We start from the raw sequence: 24,542 nt of genomic DNA, 5'->3' as shown, positions 1-24,542 counted from the left end.
GGCGATGACGGAGACAGGGACACCAGGGACAGCGGAGTTCGACGCGCCGCCGCTGCGCAGGCTGCGGTACTTCCACGGCCAGATGCTCGGCGCCAGGGACTTCCAGCGTGAACAGGAGTACTACCGTGAGAGGTTGAAGCTGCGCATGCGCTGCCTGCTCGGCTACGGCGTGGTCTGCGGCCTGTTCGTGGAGCCGGTGCCGGGGGAGGACGACTGTACGCCCGGCGGCGACGGGCACACGGGGGCCGACGAGCCGGCCGAGACCGGTGAACACACCGATGAGCACACCGAGGCGGAGCACACTCGGCACAGGGCCAGGGTGCGGATCACCCCCGGCCTCGCCGTGGACTGCGACGGCAACGAGGTCGTGGTACGGGGCGGTTGCGATATCGACCTGTGGCAGGCGCTGCCCCCCGGCGAGCGGGACACCGACACGGTCTGGGTCGGCATCCGCTACGCCGAGCGGCCCGTCGAGCCCACCCGCGCCGTCTACAACGACGCCTGCGCGGACACCTCCGACTGCGAGTTCGGCTGGACGGAGGAGTGCCACAAGGTGGTCGTCACCGGATGCGAGCCGCCGGTGGACGAGCGCTGCGACACCTGCTGCTCCCGCTGCGAGCACACCACGCTCTGGCTGGCCAGGATCGACTGCGTGGACCGGCACCGGCCGGTGCGCCGGGACCAGATCCATATGAACGTGCGCCGCCCGTTCGGCCGCCATCTGCCCACGGTCATCACCGGGATCAACTGGATCCACGGACACACGTACACCATCGACGAGGCCAAGGCCCTCCTCGGCACCCAGGACGAGGGCGGCGGCCTGGTGGTGCGGTTCTCCGCCGGTGTACGCACCGACTCGCTGCAGCCGGGCGTCGTGGAGATCCAGGTGATCGAGGGCGGCAGCGGCCGCAACGCCTCCACCTGGTACATGGGCGGCACCTTCACCGAACCCGACGGCGAATGCGGCGAGTTCACCCAGGAGTTCCGCTACCGCCAGACCACGCGCGAGACGCTGCAGGACGGCGACCGCGTGCTGATCACCGTCCGCGCGGCGTTCATCCTCGACCGCTGCTGCCGTCCGGTCGACGGCACCCACGTCGGCGGACGCGTACCGACCATCGATGCCGGCACCGACGCATCGGTGGCGGCCCACGGGGGCTGCGAACTGCCTCCGTCCGGCATCGGTCCCTGGACGTCCGGAACCGGGGCGGGCGGGGACGTCTTCGAGAGCTGGTTCTTCGTTAAGGAGCGCTGATCATGCGAACAGACTGCGGATGCGGCTGCGGTGGTGACGCCACCCGGACCTCCGCCTTCGTGCGCCCGCGCTTCTTCGCGGGCCAGCTGCTGACCGAGGACGACCTCGGTCTGCTGGTCGACTACATGACCGCGAAGGGGAGGCTGCACAACCGCTCGCTGTACGGACCGGGGGTCATCTGCGGCCTGGGCGTCACCTGCGCCCCGTGCGGCGGCGGCACCGTGGCGGTCCACCCCGGACACGCGCTCGACTGCGCGGGCAACGACATCGTGGTGCCCTGCACCGAACAGGTCGACGTACGGGCCCTGCTGCGGGAACAGCGGATCAGCGCCCTCGGCGTCGACTGCGGCGAGGACTGCGACGACGAAGGAGGCCGCCGCTACGGCCTCTATGTGCGCTACCAGGAGCTGCCCGTCGAGCCCGTGGCGCCGTACGCCACGGAGGAGCCCTGCCCCTCGCCGGGCTGTGTGCCCTCCCGGATCCAGGAGGGCTTCCGCTTCGTCGTGAAGTGCGACGACTTCGAGGACCACCGCCACAACCCCGGCACCCAGCTGCTCGCGAGCATCGGCGACCTGGTCCGGGCCGACCGCGCCCGCACCCGGGACCGGCGCCTGGAGTACTACCTCGACGCCCTGTTCACCGCCTCGGCCGGTACGGGCCTGACGTTCCGCTTCGACGCGGCCGACGCCAAGCGGTACGCCGCATCCCTGGCCTGGCTGCGCCAGAACGCGGGCGGCGAGGGGCCGCCGCCACCGCCGGCCGCCCGCGAGATGACCGAGCACGTCCGCGCGCTCGCCGGCGGCGTGGCCCGCTACGACACCTACGACGCCGCCGGACAGGAGCGGCTCAAGGGGGAGTACCCGGACCTCGCCACCGTCCAGGAGGCCCGCGGCGTCCTGGGCACGGCCTGCGACCGGCTCCGCGAAGCCGACATGGAAGCGGCCTGGCCGGACCCGCTGCGCCGCACCCTCGCCCGCGCGGTCGTCACCGAGACCGCGGCCCGGGTGGTGCCCGAGGGGGGCGACGCGGACGCGCCGCTGGAAGTGCGCATGGTGGCCCAGGGCACACCGCTGAGCCATGCGCTGCGGGTGGAGTTCCGCGCGGACCTCGGCCTGATCAGGGAGTGGCTGCTGGGCCGCCTGGACCAGGTGGGCGAGATCGGCGACTGCCGGCTGCGCACGGAGGTCGCAGCCGTCGACGTACCGCCGCTGCTGCCGGCCCCGGCGCCGGACAGCGTGGAGAAGGCGACCATCGCCGAGGTGCAGCAGATCGCCGAAGCAGCGGCGGCACTCACCGTCGCGTTGCGGCGCTTCCTGACCGACGCGGCGTGCGCCACACTCAACCCGCCGTGCGGCGACTGCACCGACACCGACGTGCTCCTCGCCCATCTGGAGCTGGACGGCTGCGACGTCGTACGGGTGTGCTCCGGGACCCGCGAGCAGGTGCTGCCGGGCGGAGGGGCGTACGGCGAGTGGCTGCCCAAGCTCTACCGGCTGCGCGAACTGGCCGAGCGGGTGTGCTGCGGGCCCCTGCCGCGCTTCGAGAAGCCGACGCTCCCGCCGCAGGGCGAGGTCGTGCGTCCCTACGTGGAAGGTCTGCTCGGCGACTGGCCGCGCACCGGGGACCTGGAGGAGATGCTGTCCCTGCTGCTCACCCCGGCACCCGGCGAGACCCCGCCCAAGGCGCTGCACGAACAGGTCTACACCACTCCCAGTGAAGTGACCGACAGCATCCAGGAGTTGGCGATACTGCGCACCCAAGTGGCCGATCTGACCGCTGCCCTGGAAGGGCTGCGCACCCAACTGGGCAGTGCCCAGACCCAGGTCGGCCGGTTGAGCGGGCAGGTTCCGGAAGACCTCGAGTCCCGCCTCGCGCACCTTGAGAGCGGGTCCGGCGAGTCGTCCGGCGAGTCGTCCGCCCAGGACGGGCCTGCCAAGCCGCCGGCCAGGCGCACCCGCCCTTCCCGTAGCCCGAAGTCCGGGGAGACGCCATGACGGGCCCGCTGCGCCCCGCCTTCCACGAGGGCCAGGTGCTGGCCGCCGCGGACCTGTCGGCCACGGTGGAGTACGCGCGCGGCATGGCCGCCCGGCACGCCCGTCATCTGCACGACTGGGGCATCGCCGAGGGGCTCGGCCTGGTCACCGGAGGCCGCACCGACCCGCTCACCAACGCCCGCTTTGCCGAGGTGAGCGTGGCGCCGGGCATCGCCGTCGACGGCACCGGCCGCGAGGTGGTCCTCACCGAGCCGGTCGTGCTGCGCGAGAGCGACTTCGAGGAGGTCAACGGGGCGGACCAGCCGACGGACGAGCCCTACCCGGTCTTCCTCACCGCGGCCGACCGGGAGCCCGCCCAGGCACCCGGGCCCGTGTCGTGCACCGGCAGCGCGACCAGGACGCGCGTGGAGGAGTCGTACCAGATCCTCTTCGGGCGCCTCGGCGACGAGCGGCTGGTCGACGAGCAGCGCCCGCCCGCGACCGGCGCCCCGCCGGCCGATCCGCCCGCCCGCTGGCTCGTCCTGCTCGGCTACGTCCGCTGGACGGACGGCCACTTCAGCGGGGTGGAGACCAAGGCCCGCGGGGTCGGGGTGCGCTTCGCGGGCGTACGCGCGGACACCGTCTCGGCCCGCTCGGGCGCGCTGACCCTGCGCACCGGCCCGACCGCCGAGGAGGGCAAGCCCGCGCTCGTACTGTCCGGGGGCGACAAGCCCAGCCTGGTCTTCGGCCTTTACCAGGGCAGCGGCACGGTCGCCCCGCTGATGACCCTCGCGGCCAACGGCAACCTCACCATCGAGGGCAGCTTCAGCGGCCGGATGCCGGTCGGCAGCACCCTGGTGGTGTCCGGGACGGCCACCGACGGAATGCTGCTCCCGCTGCCGTCCGGCATCACCCCGGAGCAGATCGCCGACGGCCGGGTCGTGATCCACGTACACCTCACTCCGCGCATACCGCCGACTGCCACCAAAACCACGCTGGTCAGCACGGTGGAGGCGGCCGTGGACGGCGACCGCCGGGTCAGATGCCGGACACGTCTGTACGAGGCCACGACGCAGGCGGTCGTCGAACGGCCCGGGGCCGTCGACTTCCTCGTCCTGGCGACGGTCGCGGCAACGAACGGAGGTGGCTGACGATGGCTCTCACCGTGGTGTACGCGGCCGACACCGGCCATGTGGTGGGCGCGCTGGCCCTGACCGGTGCCGGCGCCCCCGCCGATGTGGCCGCGCTCGTCGGACGCGCGCTGCCGATGCGCGTCTTCCTCGACGAGGGCCGCATCGCGACCCTTCCACTGAACGCCAGGGACCTCGCCGTGGCGGCCGTGGACGACGAACCGGCCGCCCTCGTCGACCCGTTGGCGTTCGGGGTCGAGCTGAGCCCCGAGGGCAGGCCCAAACCCACGCTGGTGCGCCTGGCCACCTGGACCGGCAGCGCCGGTATCGCGCTGGCGGCGGACGGGCTCACCGTCACCGTGCAGGTCGCGGCGGCCCGGCCCACCAAGGTCGTCGCCCTGGTCTCCGACGACCAGGACACCCATGTGCTCGCCGGGGAGCTCCCCGCCCAGCAGACCCAGGTGAAACTGCCGGTGAGCCTCGACCACGGCAGCAAGCACGGAGTGCTGGTGCTGGTGGCCGGCTGGGCGGGCCGCCTGGAGGAGGCGAGTGTGACGTGACCACGCCCACTGCACGGACCGTCGGTGAGGCCGGTGAGATCACCGTTCACCGGTGCACGGTGACCGTGGTCCGGCGCGGTGGGTGGAGCTGGGGGCCGGACCCGCGCGGCCTGGTGCCGCAAGTGATCGACATCCTTCCGGAGTTGCTGGCGGACCACTTCGCCCAGCAGCTGACCGGCGACGGCCCGGACGTGGAGATCACCGAGCCGGTGACCGTCACCGTCCGGCTGGGCGGGGCCGGGTGGCCCGGCCGGTCCCACGCGCCCGCCGAGGTCCACTTCGCGCCGCTCACGATGGTCCAGGTCCCCGGTGAGGCGCCCGCCCAGGGGCTCTCGTTCGAGGAGTCCTTCGCCGCCGAGGCGGCCCTCCGGGACGCGCCCTCGGCCGCCGCGCTCTTCGGTGAACTCGCCGAGCGGGGCGAACTGGACGCACTCCTCGCGCTGTTGCCGAAGGAGACGCTCCAGGTGTATGCGCTCGCCCTGCTCGGCGACGACGACGCGGCGGCCGCCCGGCTCCTCACGGAACTCGCCGAGCGTGCCCGCCCCGGCAGGCCGGCCGAGCTGCTGCCCGAGCCTGTCCGTACCGAGGTCGCGGACGCCGGCGCTGCGGCCCTGTCCGGGCTCCTCGCCGAATACCTGAACTCGGCGGACCACGAGGAGGTGGCCCGGCTGGTGCGGTCCCTGGCGGGGGAGCACGACCAGGTGGTCGAGAAACCGAACCCGCAGGCGGCGTCAGGTGCCGTCGCGGTCCGCGCCACCGAAGAGGTGCGTGTGTGCTCCGTGTTGCCGTTCCTGCTCGTCGGACCCCTGGCCCGCATCGGGTACCTCGACGCGATCGCTCCCGCGCTGGCCGGTGTCGAACTGGCCGAGGAGGCGCCGCTGTTCGCCGCGGCCCTGGCTTACAAGGTGCTGGGCGTGACCACGCGCGGCTGGCGCCGGGGCGAAGGGGACCGGGAGGCGGCCGCCGCCTTCGCCGGGCTCGAACCGCCCGTGCCCGAGGAGCGGCTGGCCGCGTTCGCGCGCGCGGTACGGCCCGCACTCCCGGTGCTCGACGGCGTCCTGGCGCTCTCGGTGTGCCGCGGCCACGACCCCGCCGACCCGCTCCTGCTCACCGGGGCCGATGACGGGCTCTTCCTGGTCGACGCCCAGGGCGTCTTCCCGATCGCCTGGGCGGCGGACCTCGCGGCGCTGCTGTCGTACTGGCAGGCCGCCGGGCGGCCGCCGGTGCTGGTCTGCAAAGGCCCCCTTCCCCCCGGCTCGCTGCGCGAACTGGACTCGGCAGGCGTGCCGTTCCTGACCGGCGTACGGCCCCTGCGCGGCGATCCGGTCGCGCGGCTGCCCTGGCGTACGCCCCTGTGGACAGGCGCGGCACAACAGCTGCCGGATCCGCACCTTGCCGCCGAACTGCCCGGCCACGCAGACCGGTTCGCGAACCTGGTCACCGCGCTGGTGGCCGAGCGCAGGGCGGTACCGCTCGCCCAGGACAGCGGACTGGAGCGCTCCGTCACCCTGGCAGCGACCCTGGGCCTGGCCACGATCGCCTGGACGCTCTGGCGCGACCGGGAGACCCCTGATCCGCTGTTGGCCCTGGACCGTTTCGCCGACCTGGAGGCCACCGTCCGGTTCGAACCGGACGCCGTCCGGGTGCGCGTCCCGATGGGGCGGCGCCACGCGGACCTGCTGCGCGGCGGGTTGCTCGCCGACGTGCCCGACGTGGCCTGGCTGGGCGGGCGGACCCTGACCTTCTCGGGAGGCTGAGCCATATGGGCGAACCGGCGCTGGAACACCTGCGGATCCGCCTCGCGGACGTCCACCGGGCACTGCGCGTCGCCGTCGAGCGGCAGTCGCGGATCGCGGCCCGGCTCACCCGGCCGGACCTCACGCCGTACTGCATCACCGATGAACAGGTCGATGTGCTGCTCGGCGAGGCCGCCGCCTTCACCGACGCGATGGCAGGCCCGTACGCCCCCCAGCGGCCCGAGCCGGAAGCGGAACGGGAGCTGAGGCGGAGCGCGTCCGCCGAGGGCCGGACCCTCCCACTGGACGCGCTCGCCACCCGGTTCGGCCTGACCCGCGCCGAACAGGACGTGCTGCTGCTGGTGGCCGCGCCAGAACTGGACCGCGGCTACGAGCGGATCTACGCCTACATCGTGGACAACCTGAACCGACGGCTGCCCAGTGTGGAACTGCTGGTCACGGTCGGGTCGTTGAGCGCAGCGCGCTCCGAAGAACCGGAAGGCACGGCCGAGTTGCCGAGCCCGGCCGCCGCCCGCCTCGCCCTGCGCCGCTCGCTCGGGCCGGCCGGGCCGCTGCGCCGGTACGGACTACTGCGTACCTACGGAGAATCCGCGGTCGAGCTGGCCCAGGAACTCGTCCTGGGCCCAGCTGTGCTGGACTTCCTGCTGGGCTGGGGCACGGACGTCGGTCTGCTCGGCCACGACCCCGGCGAGGTCGTACGGCCGGATCCGCAGGTCCTGCCCCCACACCTGTCCTCGGAGCGGCTCACCCGTCTGGGCAGGGCGCTGGGCGCGGGCGACATCGACCTGGCCGGGCTGTGGGGCTGCCCGCCCGACGACCAGCTCGACGCCGTACAGGCCCTCGCCCGCGCGGCGGGAACACCCCTGAGGTGCCTGGCCGCCGATCCCGAAGCCGACCTGCGGACCGCTGCCGCACTGGGTGCGCTGCTGTGGATCCCCACCGACGACCTGCACGGCGAGGCGCACCGACAGCAGGCCGAGGCGCTGTCCGCCGCCCTGCTCCACTCGCGGACCCCGGTGTGCCTGACCGGCCTGAAACCCTGGCGGCCGGCGGGACTGCTCGCCGTCCGTGGCTACGCCGAACTCGTGCTGCCCACACCGGGGTTGGGTGATCGCAGGGCGATGTGGTCGGCCGCGCTGCCGGACCTGAACGGCACGCTCCTCGAAGACCTCGCCGTCCGCTACCGGATGAGCGGCGGCGAACTGCGCGCCGTGGCGTCGGTGGCCGGGGCCGGGGCACGCCTGGCGGGCAACGGGCACCCGGAGCCGGTCGCCGACCACGTGGAGCCCGCCATCGCCACGGTCATCCGGGGACGCGGCGGCAGTGCGGTGCGCTCGATCGTGCCCCGGCGCACCGTCGACGACCTGGTCCTGCCCGAGGTCCAGTTGAACCAGATCCTGGAGATCGCCTCGGCCTCCCGTGCCTGGCCCCGGATCGCCGAGACCTGGGGCTTCGCGCGCCGCTCGGCACCCGGCGGAGTCAAGGTGCTCTTCACCGGCGAGCCCGGCACCGGCAAGACCATGTCCGCCGAGATCGTCACCGGCATGCTCGGCCTGGAGCTGCTCAAGGTGGACCTCGCCCAGATCGTCTCCAAGTGGGTGGGGGAGACGGAGAAAAACCTGGAGGCCGCGTTCCGCCAGGCCGAGGAGAGCCACGCGGTACTGCTCTTCGACGAGGCCGACTCATTGTTCGGCAAGCGCGGTGAGGTCAAACACGGCACCGACCGGTACGCCAACCTGGAGGTCGGCTATCTGCTGCAGCGCCTGGAGGCCAGCGACGGCCTGGTGATCCTGACCAGCAACCTCAAGGACAACATCGACGTCGCGTTCACCCGCCGCTTCCACTTCGTGGTCCACTTCCCGCGCCCCGCCGCCGCCGAGCGCCGCAGGCTGTGGCGGCTGGCGTTCCCACCGGAGGCCCCGCTCGCCGGCGACGTGGACCTGGACGTCCTGGCCCGCCTGGACATGACGGGCGCCGGCATCACGGCGGCGGCCCGCACCGCGGCGCTGGCCGCGGCGGACGGCGGCGACACGATCGCCATGCGGCATGTCGTACGCGGGGTGGCGCGCCAGTTCCAGCGCGAGGCACGCCTGCTCCGCCCGAACGAACTGGGCCCCCACGCCCATCTGCTCGACGACCCGTCTAAGGGGTGACAACGAATGCTGCCCACCGAACCCCCGCTCTCGCTGCACCGGCTGCTGGCGCCGGTGCCGCCGGCCAGGACCCAGGAAACCGCGGCGGCCACCCGCCAGACGCAGCCGGTGCCCGCGGTGCCCGTCGCTGCGCCCGTGAGCAACGCGACGATGGCCCAGACAGCGCATCATCCGGTGCCCGTGGGGCCCATGCTCCTGGCGGGTCATGACCAAACGGGGAATGCGGCGGTGGCCAGAGCGGCGCTGAGTGCGGCGCCGGCTGTGTCACCGCCGCTGGTGATCGTGGGACCGAAGTGGAAGCCCGGCGCTCACTCGCTCTGACGCCCGGCGGCTTGCGCTGCGGCTGGCGGGGATTGCGCTGATGACGTCAGCCACACCAGGAGGAGCAGTCAGCTACTGGTCTGTTTGTCATGCGGCGGTCGCGCTGGCGGGGTCGTCACGTAGGCGGGTTGGTGTTCCCCGTCGCAGTGGGGAACAACCCCGGGATCTCCGACGGGTTGCGGTCGAGGACTGCTTCGAGGTCATCCGGCTCGATCCTCAGGTGGTCGGCGCTCGGGTACGCCGTGTGTTCCAACCCGGGCCGACATAGCCAGTAACCCTCGTCGTCGCGATAGTAGTCGAACGGAAAGCCACTGGCGTAGAGTCGGCGAGTGAGCCGCCATTCTCGCTCGCCGGACACTTGCAGTTGCGGCAGCCGCTCGTGGAGCACCGGCACCACCTCCTGGTAAGCGTGGTCCGACAGCGGATTGCCCGTCAGGTCCAGCTCAAGGAAGTGGCGCTCGTCCGCGGCCAGCACGTCGATCTCCGTGATCGCATTGTTCCGCGCCCTCAGCCTCCGGAGCTTGGGCAACTCCGCGACCACCGCCAGATCGGACACCGCGCTGACCTTGACCTCCAGTACGGTGACCGACAGGCCGGCCAGTGGTGTCAGGTCGCGGCCGCCGTAGGCGATAAGGCGCACTACTCGCAGCCCGGTGAGCCGTGCCAGGTCGCTGATGTCGGTCGCCCCCAGCACGGCCAGCCCTTCCACGGCGGCCAGATCCTGCTGGGTGAACGGCGGATCCCGCTGAAGCTGAAGTTGAATCGCCCGCTCGACGGCAGGGTTGAGGGCGGTCACGGGGTCAGATCTCCTTGCTGACGGCGTCTTTGGCGGCGTCGAAGTCGTCAGTGATGAGGTCGAAGTTAGTCTGCTGTAGCTCGCTCAGCTCTAGCACTGTCATGGAGACCATGCCGGCGGACGTCATCACGAGGGCGTCGACCCGCGTGGTCAGGAACTGCTGGTGAGTGTGTCCGAGTTGGCCGTCCCACATGATTTTCGGTAGCTGTGCGCGCAGTTCCGCCACGTAATCCAGTGCTGTCCCGTTCCACCGGTCGAAGATACCGCGCAGGCGGTTGTGGAACTTGTCCTGGTTCTTGGTGAGCGTGAACTTGTACTTGGTCTCCCCCCGCTTCTGGTAGGACTCCCAAAATACGCCGGAATGTCCCTGAGGTGTGGCGCCGACGAGCTCCCAGATGACGTACCGGGTCGGAGACCGCAGCGCATGGTGCAGCACGACCCACCGCAGCGCCTCGACCATCGTCGACCGGCGGGCCATCGCCCGCCGCAACACGTTGGGGATGTAGTCGGTGGGAATCCACTCGTGCTTCCCCTTGTCCGCGCCGCGAAATCGGTCCATCAGGAAATCCTTTGATGGAGGGTCGTGGTCCCACAGGTCGAAGACTTTGACCTCCCATGGCCCTCCCTTGACCTGGACCACGCTCTTGAAGAACAGGATGATGCCGCCGGCCGCCTCCACCGCGGCCTTGAGCTTGGCGTCGGCGCCGGCCCCGGTACCGGGGATCGGTCCGAACTCGCCCCATTTCCCGATGTTGAAGTGGAATTTCAGTGCGGCCAGCTGGGTGTTCAGGTCAGCGGGGCGTCCGGCCCGAGGCTTGCGGAGCTCGGGGAGAGCGGCCGCCCCCAGGATGCTCAACAGGCGGGAGCGGATTGCCGCAAGCCCGAACGCGTGCTCGTAGAACGCCTCGGAGGTGGCTCCGCCAGTACGTTTCTTGGCGTGGAAGTAGGGCAGGAGGAGGCGGTGGGTGCCGTGGTCCTCCAGTGCTGCCTTCCCCTCGGCCGGCATCTTCTCGGCTGGCAGCGCCGGCTCGTCCCAGAGCAGTTGGCCGCCGACCGCCTTGCCCTGCAGGTCCTTGCTCCACTGCTCCCGGGCCTCGCGGGCGAACCGGTCGCCCTGGGGTGGCAGGTGCTTGGCGATCTCCTTGATGAAGTCGGAGTCCTGCGCGGTGAGCGGTCCGGCTGGGATGTCGAGGTCGACCTCGCCGGTTGGGTTCACCGTGCCGCGGGCGCGCCAGCGGCCGTCCTTGAGCAGCGGCTCCAGCGATGTCAGGCCGTAGCGCACGCGGATAACCTTGAAGACGGCCTGCAGCGTCGTCCGGCTGACGCTGCCACTGCCCTTCACTCGTCGCGCTGCGGACCGCGCCGCGGCCAGGGCCTTGGCCAGGCGCTTCTGCAGGCCCGCCAGGGTATCGTCGCCGCCGCGCAGCCTCTCCTTGGCTCTGGTAAGCAGGGGCTTGCGTGGTTTGTCCGCTCTGGGCTTCTTCCTGCTCCCCTTGGCCTTGATCTTGGACCAGAGCTTCTTCACCAGGCCGACGATCTTGTCGATCACCCAGTCCACCGCCCGGTCGACCGGCTTGGACATCGCCTGGACGATCTGCTTGACCTTGGCGGCGATGCCGCCCACGCCCAGGAGTGCGGCCAAGACGCCCAGCAGGACCGGGATGGAGCGGGCCAGGGCGCGTTCGATGAGGCCCGGAACGCCGCCGCTGCCGCCTCTTGCGATCGAGATGACCGCGTCGAGCACCGCGTTCACGAACTCGAAGATCTGGCGCGCCTGGGTGACGATGAAGCGCACGATGTCGATGATCAGCTTCACCGCACGCACGAAGGCGGACGCCGGGTTGAGGAGTGAGAGCACCCACATGATCCCGGCCTGGACGATCGTGGGCGTCACATACGCGATGACCTTGTCCAGCAGATCATTCTTCAGGTCGCCCACGCGTGCCTTGAGGTCCTCCCACATCCCCGCGACGCCCCGCTTGCGGACCTCCGCGACCAGCGGGACGGCGGTCTCGGCCGCCGCGACCGCCGGTTCCATGTCCGGGACCTTGCGGACGATCCGGCCGCGGATGTTCTGCCAGGTCAGGCCGAGCAGAGAGGCGAGCATCCTCAGGACGCCCTGGGTGTCGAACGTCGCCGGCAGCTCGATGCCCGCCTCGGCCGTCTTGCCCAGCAGCCAGGAGAGGATGCCCTGTTGCAGATGGCGGCCGATGTTCTGGAGGAACTGCCGCAGACCGGCGCCGACGGCGGAGACCAGGTTGCGCAGGAAGCCGATCGGGTCCTTCAGGATCAGCATCACGGCCGAGGCGGCCTTGGCGAGCACCGACAGCAGCAGCCGCTTCAGCTCCAGGATGGTGTTGATCACCGCCTTGACCGCGTCCACGGCCTTGGCCACCAGGCCCTTGTTCTTCTCCTTCTCCGCGGCGATCTCGTCGTCGACGGACTTGAGCGCCTCGGTGTACTTGGTGGCCAGGGTGTCGACGAGCTGGGTGCCCTTGTCGTCCACGGACTGCGTGAGTTCGTCGAACTTGTCGGTGAACTCGGCGGCTGCCTGCTGCCCGATGGTGCGCAGGTCGGCCGGGAGCTTGCGCACCGCGTCCTGCATCTCGGTCCGGCCCTGAGCGATGCGCCGCTTGGCCCGGTTCAGCTCCGTTCCGATGGTGTCGGCGACCCCGGAGATCACCTGCCGCATCCGGCGTACGTAGTGGTCGCGGGCCTCCTCGAAGATCTTGTCGGCCTCCGCGGGCAGCCCGGCGAACTTGTCGCGGACCCAGCGCAGTTTGCCCCGCACGCCCGAGTACCGGCGGTCCTTGTACTCGTCCATCTTCTGCTTGTGCTCGGCGGTGAACGCGTCCCGGGCCGCCTTCTCGCCCCGGTTGAACTGGTCGTCCACGAGCTTGTCGAGGCCTTCGAGGATCGCCTCGACGTCCTTCTTCATCGTGTCGAAGACGCCCTGCAGGACCGCCGTGACCTGGGCCCGCTTCTCCTCGTCCCGGCTCTTGGTGCCGGTCTTGCCCGTGTGGACCTGCTGCCCGGTGCGCACCCGCTGGGCGCCCATCGCGCCCATCGCCGCCACCCCGAGCCGCCGGGCCTGGGCGGTGGAGGCGCCCAGTTGGGCGGCCTCGTGCTTGCGCATGGCGCCCGGGGCCGTCTCGGAGTGCCGCTCGGCCGCCTTCTTCTCGCCCAGCGCCTTGTCGAACGTCGGTTCGTTGGACCGCTGCAGCTGCGGTTCGGTGACCTGGGCGTCGGCCATCTGCTGATTGACTTCGGCCGGACCGGCGGACAGATCGGTCGCGGAGGGCGGCAGCTTGTCCGGTACCGCCTGCGCGGGGTTCGGCGCGCCCGGCGTGCCGGGCGGCCGGTCCGCGCTCATCGGCACGACCTTCTTGGGCACGGCCGCCGAGGTGTCCGGTGGCGCGGCGGTCGTCGTGGCGATCTGTTCGGCGGAATCCGACTTGCCCTCGCCTACCCTGCCGTGCACCTCCGCGCGGACCTCGTCGGCCTTGCCGGAGCCGGCGAACTTGTCCGCCTCGTCGAGGTTCTTCGGCGCCTTGTCCGCGATGGCCTTCTCGACCGCCCTGATGAACGCTTCCTTGTCGAACTCCTTGGGCTGGGCCTCGTTCATCCTCTCGGCATTGGCGGTCTTGCCCTGCGCCACCTCGTCGTCCTTGGGAGGCAGCGCGGCGTCCTGCGCGGCCCCCGCCTCGGTACGCGGCGGCGGATGCGAGGCGGCGAGCGAGCGCTTCTTGTGCCGTACGTCCTTCTTCAGCGCCGCGAACTTCGGATCCGCGTCGGGGCCAGGCCGGGCCTTCACCTCCGGTGCGGCGCCGGGGGCCGCCGGCGCCTCCGCGACCGGCGCCGGCGTTGCGACGGCGGGTGCCGGCCGTGCGACGGCCGTTGCGGCCGGGGCGGTACCCGCCTCGGCGCGGCCGGCCGCCGCGACGGCGCCGTTGCCGACCATGTCCTGGGCGGCGGGCCCCGGCTGCCCGGGAAAGGGCGGGGTCGGCACCGTCGTGCCCGCGCCCACCAGAGCGGCCGTCATCGCCGCGTTGGACGGGGCTTGCATCGGCGACGGTGCGGAACCGGTCGTCTCCGGCCGCTGCTTCGTCGGCGCGGATACCGCTGTCGACGCCGTCGGCCGCACCGCGAGAGCCTTCGGCGCTGGCATCGGACGGAATCCCTCCCCAGCAGGTCGGTGGCGACAGGAGCCCGGTGCCTCAGGGACACCCTGACGCAGTGTGCCGACATGGGCGTGACGAGTTCGTCACCCCCGTATCCCTCGAAGCGTCTCCGTGCGCTGCGCCTCCAACCCGGCGGGCTCCCGGGGGGTCTCGCCACCGGACGTAGGCCGGCATCGTCGCGGGACCGGCGTTGCGTCACGGCCGCCCGGGGGAGAGGAGCGGTGCCCGCTACCCCGGAACGCCGCGCGAGCGGAGTCCCTGCCGCGACGCCCAGCCCGCCGCCAGGGCGCCTGCGGCCGTGGCGAAGCCGGCCAGGGCCAACGCGTCGTGGTGGCGCGAGGCCCAGCCCTGAACGGTGTGCTTTCTGGCCTTCTCGTCGAACCGGCCGTGGGCGCCGAAGTCCGTCCCCCCTCTGCCGTCCAGCGGTCGCCACAGGTTGTGGCGGCTGCCCGGAGGTTTCGGTTCGTCCGTCTGCTGGGCGTCGTAGCCGGTGCGAGCCAGGTAGCGGTCGAGCAGCCCGGGAGCCAGGGCGTTGGCGATGAGGGTGCCCGCCGTGCTTCCACCGACCCAGTACTCCCGGCGGCGCGGATGGTCGGCCGCGTGCACGATGGCACGGGCGGCCACCTCCGGCTGGTAGATCGGCGGAACCGGCTGCGGCTGCCGGCGCATCCTGGTCAGCGACCAGTCGAACTGCGGGGTGTTGACGGCGGGCAGTTGGACCATGGTGACCGCCACCCCGCTGCCGTGGTGCAGGAGTTCGCAGCGCAGGGCCTCGTGCCAGCCCTGGATGGCGTGCTTGGCGCCGCAGTAGGCGGACTGGAGCGGGATGCCGCGGTAGGCGAGCGCCGATCCCACCTGGACGACGGCGCCGCGGTCGCGCGGCAGCATCCGGCGCAGCGCGGCCCGTGTGCCGTACACATAACCGAGGTAACAGACCTCGGTGACGCGGCGGAACTCGTCGGGCTCGATGTCGGTGAACTCCGCGAACACGGTGGTGAAGGCGTCGTTGATCCAGATGTCGATCGGGCCGAGTTCGCGCTCGGTCCGCTCGGCCGCGGCCTCCAGGGCACGGGAGTCGGCCACGTCCGCCTCCAGGGGCAGGGCGGTGCCACCCGCCGCGCGTACTTCGTCGGCCACCGCGTCGAGCCCGGTCTCTCCGCGTGCCACGAGCGCCACCCTGTCACCCCTCGCGGCAAACGCACGTGCCACGGCGCGGCCGACGCCCGCGCTCGCGCCGGTCACCACGACGACACGCGGGCTGTGGGACGAGGGACGTGATGTGTGGAACATGGCTGCTGCCTCCGTGTCGCGCGGTTGACCCAAGTCCGGCACCGCGGGGTCACCCGCCGCGTGCGGAGACCTCCGAGGGGCCGGTCAGAGACGAAGTGGCCGGACGGCCGGTCGCGGATTGACGGCCTGTGTCTGCGTCCGGTCATCTGCGACTCCATTTCCGCTCGCGTCGGCAGATCGCCGCGGCCTTCATGGTCGAGGCCGTCTTACATGAGGCCGTCTTCCATACTGCGCGCCTCCGCTCGGCCGGGCGACTCATCCCGTTCTGCTACGTCGTGCGACGTCATGCGAGGTCGTCGAGGCGCCGTTCCGCCGTGCGCAGGGAGCGTCGGCAGCGGCTCAGGTCCTTCCACGGGTTCCCGTGCTCGTCCAGGCGTTCGGGGAGGGTGCGCAGCGTCCACCGCCGCGGTCCCAGGTCCGGGTCGTCGAGTTCGTCCCAGTCCAGGGGAGTGGCGACCGGGGCGTGCGGGAGGGCGCGTACGGCGTAGGGGGCGACCGAGGTCTGGGCGTAGGCGTTGCGCTGGGTGTCCAGGTAGAGGCGGCCCCGGCGCTTGTTCTTGCGCGGCTCGATGGTCAGCCGGTCGTCGTGACGTGCGGCGAGCAACTCGGCGACCCGGCGGGCGAAGTGCCGTGCGGAGTCGAAGTCCGTACGCCGGTCGAGCAGGACCAGCAGATGCAGACCGCGCGATCCCGTCGTCATCAGCGCGGGGCGAAGCCCGAGTTCCGTGAGCAGATCCCCCAGCCGGCGGGCGCTCCACCGTACGGACTCGAAGCCGTCGCCGTCGCTCTCGGGCGGGTCGAGATCGAAGACCAGCCGGTCGGGGCAGTCGAGGCAGTCGGCGGGGCTCAGCCATGGATGCGGGGTGATGCACGCCTGGTTGGCGAGGTAGACCAGGGTGGCCGTGTCGTCGCAGACCGCCATGGTGAGGCTGCCGCCCTCCTTGGGCACCCGGACCGTGCGGATCCAGTCGGGGAAATAATCGGGAACGTCCTTGTGGTAGAAGGACTTTCCCCGGTATCCGTCGGGACAGCGCTCCATCACGAGCGGCCGGTTCCTGAGGTGGGTGAGCATCGGACGCGCGACGGTGCGGTAGTAGTCGATCAGCTCTGCCTTGGTGATGCCGTCGTCCGGGAACAGCTCCTTGTCGGGGTTCGACAGCGGCACGCGCCGAGCGCCGACCCGTATCTCGTCCTTGTTCCTGGCACTCATGCGCTCTTCCCCAGTTCCTGAGAGCTCCCGAGAGCTCTTGAGCTCGTCCTCGGCTTGTGCTTGTCAGCTTGTGCTCGTCCCGCCGGGCCGCTCCCGTACGACTTCTCGCGCGGGCTTGTCGGTCCGCAGCCCGACGAACCGCGGGTGGCGCAGCTTCCCGTCGCCCGTCCACTCCGTGAACCCGATCTCGGCCACGAGCCGCGGCTCGGTCCAGTGGGCTCCGCGCTCCCGCGGAGGACTGCCCGCGAACGGGGAGCGGCCGCGTTCCAGACCGTCCATCCGCGCGCGCAGCTCGTCGAGTGTCGCGCGGTTGTAGCCGGTGCCGACCTTGCCCGCGTACACGAGGCGTCGTCCCTCGTAGTGACCGACCAGCAACGCGCCGAAGCCGGTGCGGCTGCCTCGGGGCTCGGTGAATCCGCCGATCACCAGCTCCTGGCGCCGCCCGCACTTGAACTTCAGCCACTTCGTCGAGCGCCGGTGCTCGTAGCGGCTGTCCGCGCGCTTGGCGATGACCCCTTCCCAGCCCCGCTCGCACGCCTGGCGCAGATACGCCTCGCCGTCGGCGTTGCGGTGCGGGGTGAAGCGCAGGGGTGGGGCGAAGGTGAGGGTGCGGCGCAACAGGGCCTTGCGGGTGCGCAGGGGCAGAGCGGTCAGATCGTGTCCGGTCAGGTACGGCACGTCGAAGACGTAGTACGTCACCGCCACATGGCCGGCACGCGCCCGGCGCGGGTCATGGATCCCGATGCGCTGCTGCAGCCGTGCGAAGCTGGTCCGGGTGCCCTCGAAGGCGACGATCTCGCCGTCCACCACGAAGTCGGCGCAGTCCTGTCGGCCGAGCGCCTCCGCGATCTCGGGACAGGTGTCCGTGAGCGACTGGCCGCTGCGGGGGAGCAGCCCGGCGCGGGCGCCGTCACGGAAGCCCAGACAGCGCTCCCCGTCGAGCTTGCGCTCGAATATCCACTGCGGATCCGAGAAGCAGCGCTCCGTCAGCGTGGCCAGCATCGGCCTGGGGCGCTCGGGCCGCGCCGACCGCCGCAGTGCCCCGCGCTCATCGTCGGGCACCGTCTCCAACAGATCCGTCACGGACGCGGAGACGGACATGGCACATCGACCTCCCTTCACCGCAAGGACCGCTCTTCACTCTCTCCGGGTTCCCGCAGCGGGCAGCCGCATGCCGACGCACTGCACCGCCATGCCGACGCACTACACCGCCATGACGACGAGGAACACCGCCACACCGACGGCGAGCCAGGCCACGTAGTCGCCGAGGTGACCGGAGTGCAGTCGGCGCAGCGGCAGGATCACCTCACGCCCCACCGCCCGGCACACGGCGCCGACGCGGTCCGTGCCCCGCCACCGCGCACCCCAGACGGCAGCCGACGCGAGCAGGACGGCCAGGGCGGTCGAGGCGAACGCGAGGAGCACGCCCTCGGCGGACCAGCCGGTGTCCGGCACGGGGGAGGACGGAGCGACGGTGTGCCCGTGGACCGCGGCGGTGTAGGCGGTGCGGTCGGTGAACTGCCGGGCGGCGCGGGCGAGCGCGTCGCCGACGCCGGGCAGCAGTCCGACGGCGAGCGAGGCGCAGAGCAGGACGGCCGGCACGGCGAGCATGGGGACCGGGATACGACGCTGCGGATCGCGGATCTCGGGCTCCTCTCCGGTGCCGGTGGTCTCGGGTCCGGCGTGGTGCTCCTCGGGCCGGGGCCCGGCGCCGGCGAAGATCCGGGCACAGGCGCGCAGGACCGCTCCGCCGGTGGCGGCCGAGACGAGGACGAACCCGGCGGGCAGCCAGGGGAACCGGTCCTCGCCGGCGTGCTCGGTGATGGCCTTGCCCAGGGCGGTGCCGAACGGCGGCAGACCGGCCAGCGCGAGCCCGCCGAGGGCGAACATCGCACCGGCCAGCGGCAGATCGCGGCCTCGCCCGTGCAGTCCGTGTTCGTCGACGGAGCCGTGCCGGTCGAGCAGGACGCCCGTGGTGGCGAACAGGGCCGCCTTCACCCCGGCGTGCGCGGCGACGTAGAGGGCCACTCCGGCGGTTCCGGCAGGGGTGAGCAGCGCCATGCCGACGAGGAAGAGCCCGACGTGGCCGACGGTCGAGAAGGCCAGCATGCGCTTGAGGTGCCGCTGCTGCCAGCACATCACCGCACCCACCAGCGCGGTCAGCATCCCGGCGGCGACGAACACGGCCCGCAGGTGCGGCTGCGTGATGCCGTGCGGCCCGGAGAACACCGTCCAGTACACGCGTACGGCGCCGTAGACGCCGAGCTCCACCATGACGCCCGACAGCAGCATGCACACCGGGGTCGGTGCGACGGAGTGGGCGTCCGGCAGCCAGAAGTGGAAGGGCACCACGGCCGCCTTGACCAGCAGTCCGGTGGTCACGAGTACGAAGGCAACCACCAGCAGGGCGTCGTGACGATGCCCTGCCAGCTTCACCCCGATCTGGGCGAAACCGAGTTCACCTGTACGGGCGTAGAGCAGCCCGATGCCGAGCAACGAGCAGTACGCGCCGAGCGAGTTGACGATGCCGAAGATCAGCGCGCCCTGCACCGGACGTGGGTCCTCGATGCGGTAGCCGGTGAGCCCGTAGGCGACGGCGCCCATGAGCTCGAAGAAGACGAAGGCGTCGAACAGGTCACCGGTCAGCGCGAAGCCGCACATGCCCGCCTCGAACAGCAGGATGAGGGCGGGGAAGACGCCGGCATGCTCCATGGGCGGCTCGTCGAAGTAGCGCCAGGAGTAGACCACGACCGCGAGGACGAGCGCGCTGGTCAGCAGCGCCAGACCGATGCCGATCCGGTCGCCGGCGAGCACGATGCCGACGCTCTCCCCATGGACCGGATACCAGCCACCGACCCAGGACACACTGTGGCCGTCGCCGGTACGCGCCCACAGCAGGACGAGTTCCGCGACCTCCAGCGCGGCCCAGGCGGTGGCCAGCGAGTCGATGACGACCCGCGGCAGCAGGCGCCCGCCGATGATGAGCACGACGGCGCCCAGCAGCGGGACGGCGACGGCGAGCGGCAGCAGATCCGCGGTACGCACCACCCGGCCCGCTACCCCTTGAGCCCCGTCAGGGCGTCCGGGTCGACGGTGCCGTGCCGCTTTCGCACCTGCATGGCCAGCCCCAGCAGCAGCGCCGTGACGGTCGCGCCCACCACGACGTCCGTGAGGGCGAGGGCCTGCACGACCGGATCCACGACGCGTGTGCGCACCGGAGTGTCGGTGAAGTACGGCGCCGTCGCGGCGCGCCGGTATCCGACCGTGAGCAGCAGCACGTACGTCGACGACTGCGCCACGGCGAGAGAGCCGATGGCGTGAATGGCATCGCGGCTGGTGACCATCCCGTATACCCCGGCGAGGAGGATCCACCCGGCCGAGAGGAACGGCAGGACCGTCATGTGCCGCCCTCCTTACCCGAGTTCCCCGTCGATCTGACCTCGACCGCCTGCTCGAGGAAGGAGGCCAGCAGGACGACGACGCCGGAGGCGACCTCCACGCCGACCGCCGCATTGAGGACGGGGACCAGGCCGCCGGAGGAGAGCTGTCCGAAGGTGCCGAGCGGCAGCACGTTCTGCAGGTAGGCGCCACCGGCGATCAGCCCGGCCGACCCCAGGGCCACGAAGGCGCCCGCGCCCAGGGCATCGGCCACATCCAGAACGGCCAGCGGCCGGATCCGCTCCAGGACCCGGTAGTCCGCGGCGATGTACGCCAGATGCAGCCCGGTGGCGAGAATGACACCGCCCTGGAAGCCGCCGCCCGGCGACAGCTGGCCGTGCGCGACGATGTACACGCCGGTGAGCAGCGTGACCGGCAGCAGCACCACGCCCAGCAGGCGTGTGGTGGGCAGCACGCGTCCCGCCCGTGGTCGCTCGACGCGCTCGTCGCGGGCGTGGCGCAGCAGCACGATGGCTCCGAGCACGGAGGCGAACAGGATCGACTCCTCTCCGAGCGTGTCCAGGGCCCGCTGGTCGAAGTTGACGGACGAGACCACGTTGGCGGTGCGCTGACGCAGCGATGCCGCCACCGCGCGCGTGGCGTAGGGGTGCACCTCGGTCCCGAAGCGCGGCAGCCCCGTACAGGCGGCCGTGAACGCCACCGCAAAGACGACGGCCGCCGCCCAGAAGACCCCGATGCGCACGGTACGGCTCATCGGCGCCGCCCCTCTTCCTGCCCGTCCCGGCCCCCGCGCGGTCCCGAGGTGCGGCGCACCTTCCGTGCCGTCAGCAGGATCAGCAGCGGGGTGACCACCGTGCCCACCGCCAGCTGGGACAGCGCCACGTCGGGGGCCTGGAGGAACATGAAGAGCAGGGAGAGACACAGACCGAGCAGGGCCAGCACCACGGCCTGGCGCACCGGATCGCGGGTGAGCGCCGCCACGGTCGCGGTCACCGTGACCAGCACCAACGCCACGGCGATCAGATATTCCTCGACGCCGGCGGCGTTCACTGCGGGGAGTCCCTTCGCACCAGGCGGTCGCGCTGGGCCGTCGACCTGCCGATGGACATGGTGGTGACCGCACCGCCTGCGGCCATGATCGCGCCGATGAGCAGCAGCTTGACGGCGGCACGCCCGGGGCCCGTCTCGACGGCCAGGGCGAGCGCGACGAGCGGCCCTCCGACGGAGGTGGCGGGGGAGAGGGCGTGCAGGCGCTGGTACGGCCGCGGCAGCAGCACCAGCCAGGCGGCGCACAGCAGCAGCACGCCGGTCCCCACGACGAGCAGCGCGACCGCACACTCATGACGAACCGTCATCTCACGCCTCCCCGTGCCGTCCCGTGCCCTCGGCGTCGCTCGACCGTCCGCCGAGAAGGCGCGCGAAGACCAGGGTTCCGGCGGGCCCGAGCACGGCGAGAACGAGGGCGGAGTCGGCGTAGGAGCTGCGGCCGACACCCTGCGCCGTCAGCAGGAAGAGCACGGTGGCGAAGGCGGTCGCCAGGTTGAGCCCCGCGAGCCGCTCATGTGCCGACCCCCGGGCCACCGCCCACAGGCACGGCGGCATCCCCAGGGTCGCCAGCACCGCGGCGCCCGCCAGCCACGCGTTCACCGCCGCCCCCCTTGGGTGAGCAGGCGTTCCAGTCGTGTGCGGTCACCGGTCAGGACGTGGGCGACGACCGTACGCCCCGCCTCATCCTGCCCCCCGGGAACGTCGACGACGTACGCGCCGGGCGTGGACGACAGGACTCCGCAGGCCCACGCGGCCCCCGTACCGGACTTCAGCGTCATCGTCCGCAGGCTTCCCTCGACCGGGCGGCCGCGCAGGACGCGCACGGTGACCGCGCACAGCTGCGCGATGTCGTTGAGTACCGCGCCGGGCCACGCGAGCAGTGCCGCGCCCCACCGGTCGGTGCCGCCCAGTCCGGCTCCCGACGCCGTGTGCACGGCCCGTGCGCCGACCGCGCCGATCAGCGCCCCTCCGCCCGCCACGGCGAGTTCGAGCACCGAGACCGAACTGATGAACATCAGCTCGGCGACGACCAGGACCGCCCACCACACCAGCACCTCACCCGAGGCCGCGCGCCACTCCTGTCGCATCGCCCCTCCTCACCGGCGCGAACCGTCACGCACCAGCAACGTGTACCGCGCGCGGCGAATCCCATGCCCCGCGCACGCCGGGAAGGAAGCCCCGCCCGTCCGAGCATCACCGTGATGGACCATCAACCGGCACCGCGCCTGCGGGACCCCGCCGCTTCGACCAGGGCTACTTCTCGCCCCTGTGCTTCTTCTGCCCGCCGTCCTCGGAGAGGTCGTCCAGGGTGCGGCCAGTGCGCACGGAGGCCGGCTCGGTGCTCACCGGGTTCCGGCGGGCGTCGGCGCCTTCGTCGGCGAGCTTGATCATGATCCAGCGCTCGCGTTCGCCCTCACGGCCGGTCCGTGTGAGCGCGTAGCCGCCGTGCAGCTTCTCGCCGTCCAGCCACACCTTCACATGGCCTTCGCCCACGCCCTTGCTGACGGGCACCTTCCTGCCCTCGTGCTCGGCGAGGTTCCGGTACGTGCCGGTGTCCCAGACGATGACCTTGCCTGCGCCGTACTCGCCCGACGGTATGACGCCCTCGAACCCGAGATAGTCCACCGGGTGGTCCTCGGTGAGCATCGCCAGGCGCTTGTCCTTGGGGTTGCTGGACGGTCCCTTCGGGACGGCCCATGACTTCAGGACACCGCCCGCCTCGAGCCGGAAGTCGTAGTGCAACGCCGTCGCCGCATGCTTCTGGACCACGAAACGACGCCTGCCGCCCTTGGCCGACGTGCCTCCCATGGGCTCCGGCGTGCGTCCGCTCCCGCGCTTCGCCCGGTACTCGTCCAAGGACCCTCCGGAGCGAACGGATGCGGACTTCCGCTTCTTGCCGCTGCTTGCGCTCTTGCCGGCCATGGTGCCCGCGTTCCCGGGACCCTCGGGCACAAACGGCCGCGTCGATCCGACCGGGACGGGTACGCGGACCGGGCGGAACGACGCGCTGTGGAATGCCGAGAATGCTGTTGAATCGGTGACGAGTCGGTGACGGGCGATGAGTACGAAGAACGACGGGAAATCCGGCGAGAAGACGTCCGGCGGGACGGACAAGGCTGTCGTCCGCGCTCTGCTCGACCGGCAGCAACACACCTATCCGGCGCAGGCCGGCATCAGACTTCGCAATACCCCGGGCCCCCTCTACCAGACGCTCGTGCTGGCCGTTCTCCTCAGCGCCCGCATCAGGGCTGACACAGCGGTCGCCGCCGCCCGGGCACTGTTCGACGCCGGGCTGCGGGACCCGCGGTCGATGGCGGACGCGTCCTGGCAGGAACGCGTCGACGCACTCGGCGAGGGCGGCTACCGCCGCTACGACGAGCGCACCTCCACCATGCTCGGCGAGGGCGCCGAACTGCTCCTCGAACGCTACGACGGCGATCTGCGCCGGCTGCGCGAGGAACCCGACCCGAGGAAGGCCCTGATGGACATACCCGGGATCGGGCCCACCGGGGCCGACATCTTCCTGCGCGATGTCCAGGGCGTGTGGCAGGAGTTCGCGCCCTACATCGACCGCAAGGCCCTGGACGGCGCCCGCCGGCTCGGCCTGCCGCCCTCGCCCGAGAAGCTGAGCGGCCTCGTCGCGGGCCGTGAGATGCCCCGCCTGGCGGACGGACTTGTCCACGCGGCCCTGGACAAAGCGCTGGCCGACGAGGTGCTCTCCGCCGCCCACGCGTGATCGGGAACCAAGGCTCGATGCGCCGTCGTCGAAGCGCGGTGGTCGACGCTCCCACACTGGCAGCCCTCGCGGCACACCGTCACCGGGGCCGACCAGGCCGGCCACCCGCGCCCTGCTGAACGGGGGCGGCCGGATCCGGCGTTGCGCGACGCCTGCCACGGGTACTCGGGAATCGGGATGCCGCAACGACGTCCCGCCGATCCCGACCAGGAGGGAGGAGCCATGACCCAGCAGGTGCGCGAGATCATGACCACGGACCTCGTCACGGTGGCGCCGCTGACCTCGGTGATCGACGTCGCCCAGCTGATGCGCAGTGAAGACGTCGGCGACGTGCTGGTGGTCGACGACGGCCGGCTGTGCGGGGTGGTGACCGACCGGGACCTGGTCGTGCGCGTCATGGCGGAAGGCGGCACCGTCGGTGACCGTACCGTGGCGAGCGCGTGCAGCAAGAACCTGGTCACCGTGGCCCCCGACGACGACGTCGACCAGGTCATCGGGCTGATGCGCGAGCGGGCGGTACGCCGTGTGCCGGTGGTCGAGGGCGACCACGCCGTCGGCATCGTCTCCCTGGGAGACCTGGCCGTCGACCGGGATCCGGGCTCCGTGCTCGGGGGCATCAGCGCGGCGCGGCCCAACGAGTGAGCACGGAACATACAGCGGATGACATGACTCGGCCGAGTTCGGTCAGCGGACGTCAGCGCGGGACGCGAGGACCGCCTGGCGAGGTGCAACC

Annotated in this window: 22 protein-coding genes; 9 read left to right on the top strand and 13 right to left on the bottom strand. The window is 71.7% G+C overall.

Translation table 11 applies throughout. The annotated features are described in order from the left end of the window. The first annotated feature begins 4 nt into the window (after positions 1-4). Genes ACWD3E_RS26480 through ACWD3E_RS26450 form a run of 7 tightly spaced genes read left to right on the top strand, consistent with a single transcriptional unit; the run spans position 5 to position 9,149 of the window. Positions 5-1,255 (top strand): hypothetical protein, encoded by a 1,251-nt coding sequence (locus ACWD3E_RS26480; protein ID WP_451390053.1) that lies wholly within the window; start codon positions 5-7, stop codon positions 1,253-1,255. A gap of 2 nt (positions 1,256-1,257) precedes the next feature. Next, on the top strand, positions 1,258-3,249 hold the full coding sequence (locus ACWD3E_RS26475; RefSeq protein WP_451390052.1) for a hypothetical protein: 1,992 nt from the start codon (positions 1,258-1,260) through the stop codon (positions 3,247-3,249). Further along, positions 3,246-4,379, top strand: a complete 1,134-nt coding sequence (locus ACWD3E_RS26470; RefSeq protein WP_451390051.1) for a hypothetical protein — start codon at positions 3,246-3,248, stop codon at positions 4,377-4,379. The genes ACWD3E_RS26475 and ACWD3E_RS26470 overlap by 4 nt, the downstream gene beginning before the upstream one ends. A gap of 2 nt (positions 4,380-4,381) precedes the next feature. Continuing rightward, a complete protein-coding gene (locus ACWD3E_RS26465; protein ID WP_451390050.1) occupies positions 4,382-4,918 on the top strand; it encodes a hypothetical protein in 537 nt (178 codons plus the stop codon). Continuing rightward, positions 4,915-6,675: a hypothetical protein gene (locus ACWD3E_RS26460; RefSeq protein ID WP_451390049.1), complete on the top strand. Its 1,761-nt coding sequence runs from the start codon at positions 4,915-4,917 to the stop codon at positions 6,673-6,675. The genes ACWD3E_RS26465 and ACWD3E_RS26460 overlap by 4 nt, the downstream gene beginning before the upstream one ends. A gap of 5 nt (positions 6,676-6,680) precedes the next feature. Then, a complete protein-coding gene (locus ACWD3E_RS26455) occupies positions 6,681-8,828 on the top strand; it encodes an ATP-binding protein (protein ID WP_451390048.1) in 2,148 nt (715 codons plus the stop codon). 6 nt (positions 8,829-8,834) lie between these two features. Beyond that, a complete protein-coding gene (locus ACWD3E_RS26450) occupies positions 8,835-9,149 on the top strand; it encodes a hypothetical protein (RefSeq protein WP_451390047.1) in 315 nt (104 codons plus the stop codon). Between the two features lie 115 nt (positions 9,150-9,264). On the opposite strand, the gene ACWD3E_RS26445 is transcribed toward ACWD3E_RS26450, so the two are convergent. The 13 genes from ACWD3E_RS26445 to ACWD3E_RS26385 form a co-directional block, all read right to left on the bottom strand. Continuing rightward, complete coding sequence (locus ACWD3E_RS26445; RefSeq protein WP_451390046.1) at positions 9,265-9,945, bottom strand: hypothetical protein; 681 nt, start codon at positions 9,943-9,945, stop codon at positions 9,265-9,267. Between the two features lie 4 nt (positions 9,946-9,949). Further along, positions 9,950-14,113, bottom strand: a complete 4,164-nt coding sequence (locus ACWD3E_RS26440) for an HPC2 multi-domain protein (protein ID WP_451390045.1) — start codon at positions 14,111-14,113, stop codon at positions 9,950-9,952. 241 nt (positions 14,114-14,354) lie between these two features. Beyond that, positions 14,355-15,416: an SDR family oxidoreductase gene (locus tag ACWD3E_RS26435; RefSeq protein ID WP_451390044.1), complete on the bottom strand. Its 1,062-nt coding sequence runs from the start codon at positions 15,414-15,416 to the stop codon at positions 14,355-14,357. A gap of 283 nt (positions 15,417-15,699) precedes the next feature. Next, positions 15,700-16,626 (bottom strand): non-homologous end-joining DNA ligase, encoded by a 927-nt coding sequence (gene ligD / locus ACWD3E_RS26430; protein ID WP_451390043.1) that lies wholly within the window; start codon positions 16,624-16,626, stop codon positions 15,700-15,702. Between the two features lie 63 nt (positions 16,627-16,689). After that, positions 16,690-17,727 (bottom strand): non-homologous end-joining DNA ligase, encoded by a 1,038-nt coding sequence (ligD, locus tag ACWD3E_RS26425; protein WP_451390042.1) that lies wholly within the window; start codon positions 17,725-17,727, stop codon positions 16,690-16,692. Between the two features lie 102 nt (positions 17,728-17,829). Then, positions 17,830-19,671 carry a complex I subunit 5 family protein gene (locus ACWD3E_RS26420; RefSeq protein WP_451390147.1) on the bottom strand — a complete coding sequence of 614 codons (1,842 nt, stop codon included), beginning with the start codon at positions 19,669-19,671 and terminating at the stop codon, positions 17,830-17,832. A gap of 11 nt (positions 19,672-19,682) precedes the next feature. After that, positions 19,683-20,027, bottom strand: coding sequence for a sodium:proton antiporter (locus tag ACWD3E_RS26415; protein ID WP_451390041.1), 345 nt, complete (start codon positions 20,025-20,027; stop codon positions 19,683-19,685). Then, the gene (locus ACWD3E_RS26410; RefSeq protein WP_451390040.1) at positions 20,024-20,779 is read right to left on the bottom strand and encodes an MnhB domain-containing protein; all 756 of its coding nucleotides are present in this window, start codon (positions 20,777-20,779) and stop codon (positions 20,024-20,026) included. Before ACWD3E_RS26410 ends, ACWD3E_RS26415 begins: the two co-directional genes overlap by 4 nt. Continuing rightward, complete coding sequence (locus ACWD3E_RS26405) at positions 20,776-21,075, bottom strand: Na(+)/H(+) antiporter subunit B (protein WP_451390039.1); 300 nt, start codon at positions 21,073-21,075, stop codon at positions 20,776-20,778. Before ACWD3E_RS26405 ends, ACWD3E_RS26410 begins: the two co-directional genes overlap by 4 nt. Beyond that, a complete protein-coding gene (locus ACWD3E_RS26400) occupies positions 21,072-21,380 on the bottom strand; it encodes a cation:proton antiporter (protein ID WP_451390038.1) in 309 nt (102 codons plus the stop codon). Before ACWD3E_RS26400 ends, ACWD3E_RS26405 begins: the two co-directional genes overlap by 4 nt. A gap of 1 nt (position 21,381) precedes the next feature. Next, positions 21,382-21,672: a monovalent cation/H+ antiporter complex subunit F gene (locus ACWD3E_RS26395; protein WP_451390037.1), complete on the bottom strand. Its 291-nt coding sequence runs from the start codon at positions 21,670-21,672 to the stop codon at positions 21,382-21,384. After that, entirely contained in the window at positions 21,669-22,160 is a 492-nt protein-coding gene (locus tag ACWD3E_RS26390; RefSeq protein WP_451390036.1) for a hypothetical protein, read from the bottom strand. Before ACWD3E_RS26390 ends, ACWD3E_RS26395 begins: the two co-directional genes overlap by 4 nt. Before the next feature lie 166 nt (positions 22,161-22,326). Further along, positions 22,327-22,995 carry a DNA polymerase ligase N-terminal domain-containing protein gene (locus tag ACWD3E_RS26385; RefSeq protein WP_451390035.1) on the bottom strand — a complete coding sequence of 223 codons (669 nt, stop codon included), beginning with the start codon at positions 22,993-22,995 and terminating at the stop codon, positions 22,327-22,329. A 136-nt stretch (positions 22,996-23,131) separates the two neighbouring features. Between ACWD3E_RS26385 and ACWD3E_RS26380 the strand changes: the two genes are divergently transcribed. Together ACWD3E_RS26380 and ACWD3E_RS26375 are read left to right on the top strand one after the other, a co-directional pair. After that, complete coding sequence (locus tag ACWD3E_RS26380; RefSeq protein ID WP_451390034.1) at positions 23,132-23,809, top strand: endonuclease; 678 nt, start codon at positions 23,132-23,134, stop codon at positions 23,807-23,809. Between the two features lie 222 nt (positions 23,810-24,031). Beyond that, positions 24,032-24,451 carry a CBS domain-containing protein gene (locus tag ACWD3E_RS26375; RefSeq protein WP_451390033.1) on the top strand — a complete coding sequence of 140 codons (420 nt, stop codon included), beginning with the start codon at positions 24,032-24,034 and terminating at the stop codon, positions 24,449-24,451. Positions 24,452-24,542 lie beyond the last annotated feature (91 nt).

It is taken from the genome of Streptomyces sp. NPDC002676 (genome assembly GCF_053592455.1).
The sequence above is the reverse complement of the archived record's forward strand: the minus strand, read 5'-3'. Positions and strand labels throughout refer to the sequence as shown.

What these genes read in the sequence shown, in the direction of transcription:
- ACWD3E_RS26480 (WP_451390053.1), top strand. Translation starts at nt 5, where the DNA reads ATGACGGAGACAGGGACACCAGGGACAGCGGAGTTCGACGCGCCGCCG.
- ACWD3E_RS26475 (WP_451390052.1), top strand. Translation starts at nt 1,258, where the DNA reads ATGCGAACAGACTGCGGATGCGGCTGCGGTGGTGACGCCACCCGGACC.
- ACWD3E_RS26470 (WP_451390051.1), top strand. Translation starts at nt 3,246, where the DNA reads ATGACGGGCCCGCTGCGCCCCGCCTTCCACGAGGGCCAGGTGCTGGCC.
- ACWD3E_RS26465 (WP_451390050.1), top strand. Translation starts at nt 4,382, where the DNA reads ATGGCTCTCACCGTGGTGTACGCGGCCGACACCGGCCATGTGGTGGGC.
- ACWD3E_RS26455 (WP_451390048.1), top strand. Translation starts at nt 6,681, where the DNA reads ATGGGCGAACCGGCGCTGGAACACCTGCGGATCCGCCTCGCGGACGTC.
- ACWD3E_RS26450 (WP_451390047.1), top strand. Translation starts at nt 8,835, where the DNA reads ATGCTGCCCACCGAACCCCCGCTCTCGCTGCACCGGCTGCTGGCGCCG.
- ACWD3E_RS26440 (WP_451390045.1), bottom strand. Translation starts at nt 14,113, where the DNA reads ATGCCAGCGCCGAAGGCTCTCGCGGTGCGGCCGACGGCGTCGACAGCG.
- ACWD3E_RS26435 (WP_451390044.1), bottom strand. Translation starts at nt 15,416, where the DNA reads ATGTTCCACACATCACGTCCCTCGTCCCACAGCCCGCGTGTCGTCGTG.
- ligD (WP_451390043.1), bottom strand. Translation starts at nt 16,626, where the DNA reads ATGAGTGCCAGGAACAAGGACGAGATACGGGTCGGCGCTCGGCGCGTG.
- ligD (WP_451390042.1), bottom strand. Translation starts at nt 17,727, where the DNA reads ATGTCCGTCTCCGCGTCCGTGACGGATCTGTTGGAGACGGTGCCCGAC.
- ACWD3E_RS26415 (WP_451390041.1), bottom strand. Translation starts at nt 20,027, where the DNA reads ATGACGGTCCTGCCGTTCCTCTCGGCCGGGTGGATCCTCCTCGCCGGG.
- ACWD3E_RS26410 (WP_451390040.1), bottom strand. Translation starts at nt 20,779, where the DNA reads ATGAGCCGTACCGTGCGCATCGGGGTCTTCTGGGCGGCGGCCGTCGTC.
- ACWD3E_RS26400 (WP_451390038.1), bottom strand. Translation starts at nt 21,380, where the DNA reads ATGACGGTTCGTCATGAGTGTGCGGTCGCGCTGCTCGTCGTGGGGACC.
- ACWD3E_RS26390 (WP_451390036.1), bottom strand. Translation starts at nt 22,160, where the DNA reads ATGCGACAGGAGTGGCGCGCGGCCTCGGGTGAGGTGCTGGTGTGGTGG.
- ACWD3E_RS26385 (WP_451390035.1), bottom strand. Translation starts at nt 22,995, where the DNA reads ATGGCCGGCAAGAGCGCAAGCAGCGGCAAGAAGCGGAAGTCCGCATCC.
- ACWD3E_RS26380 (WP_451390034.1), top strand. Translation starts at nt 23,132, where the DNA reads ATGAGTACGAAGAACGACGGGAAATCCGGCGAGAAGACGTCCGGCGGG.
- ACWD3E_RS26375 (WP_451390033.1), top strand. Translation starts at nt 24,032, where the DNA reads ATGACCCAGCAGGTGCGCGAGATCATGACCACGGACCTCGTCACGGTG.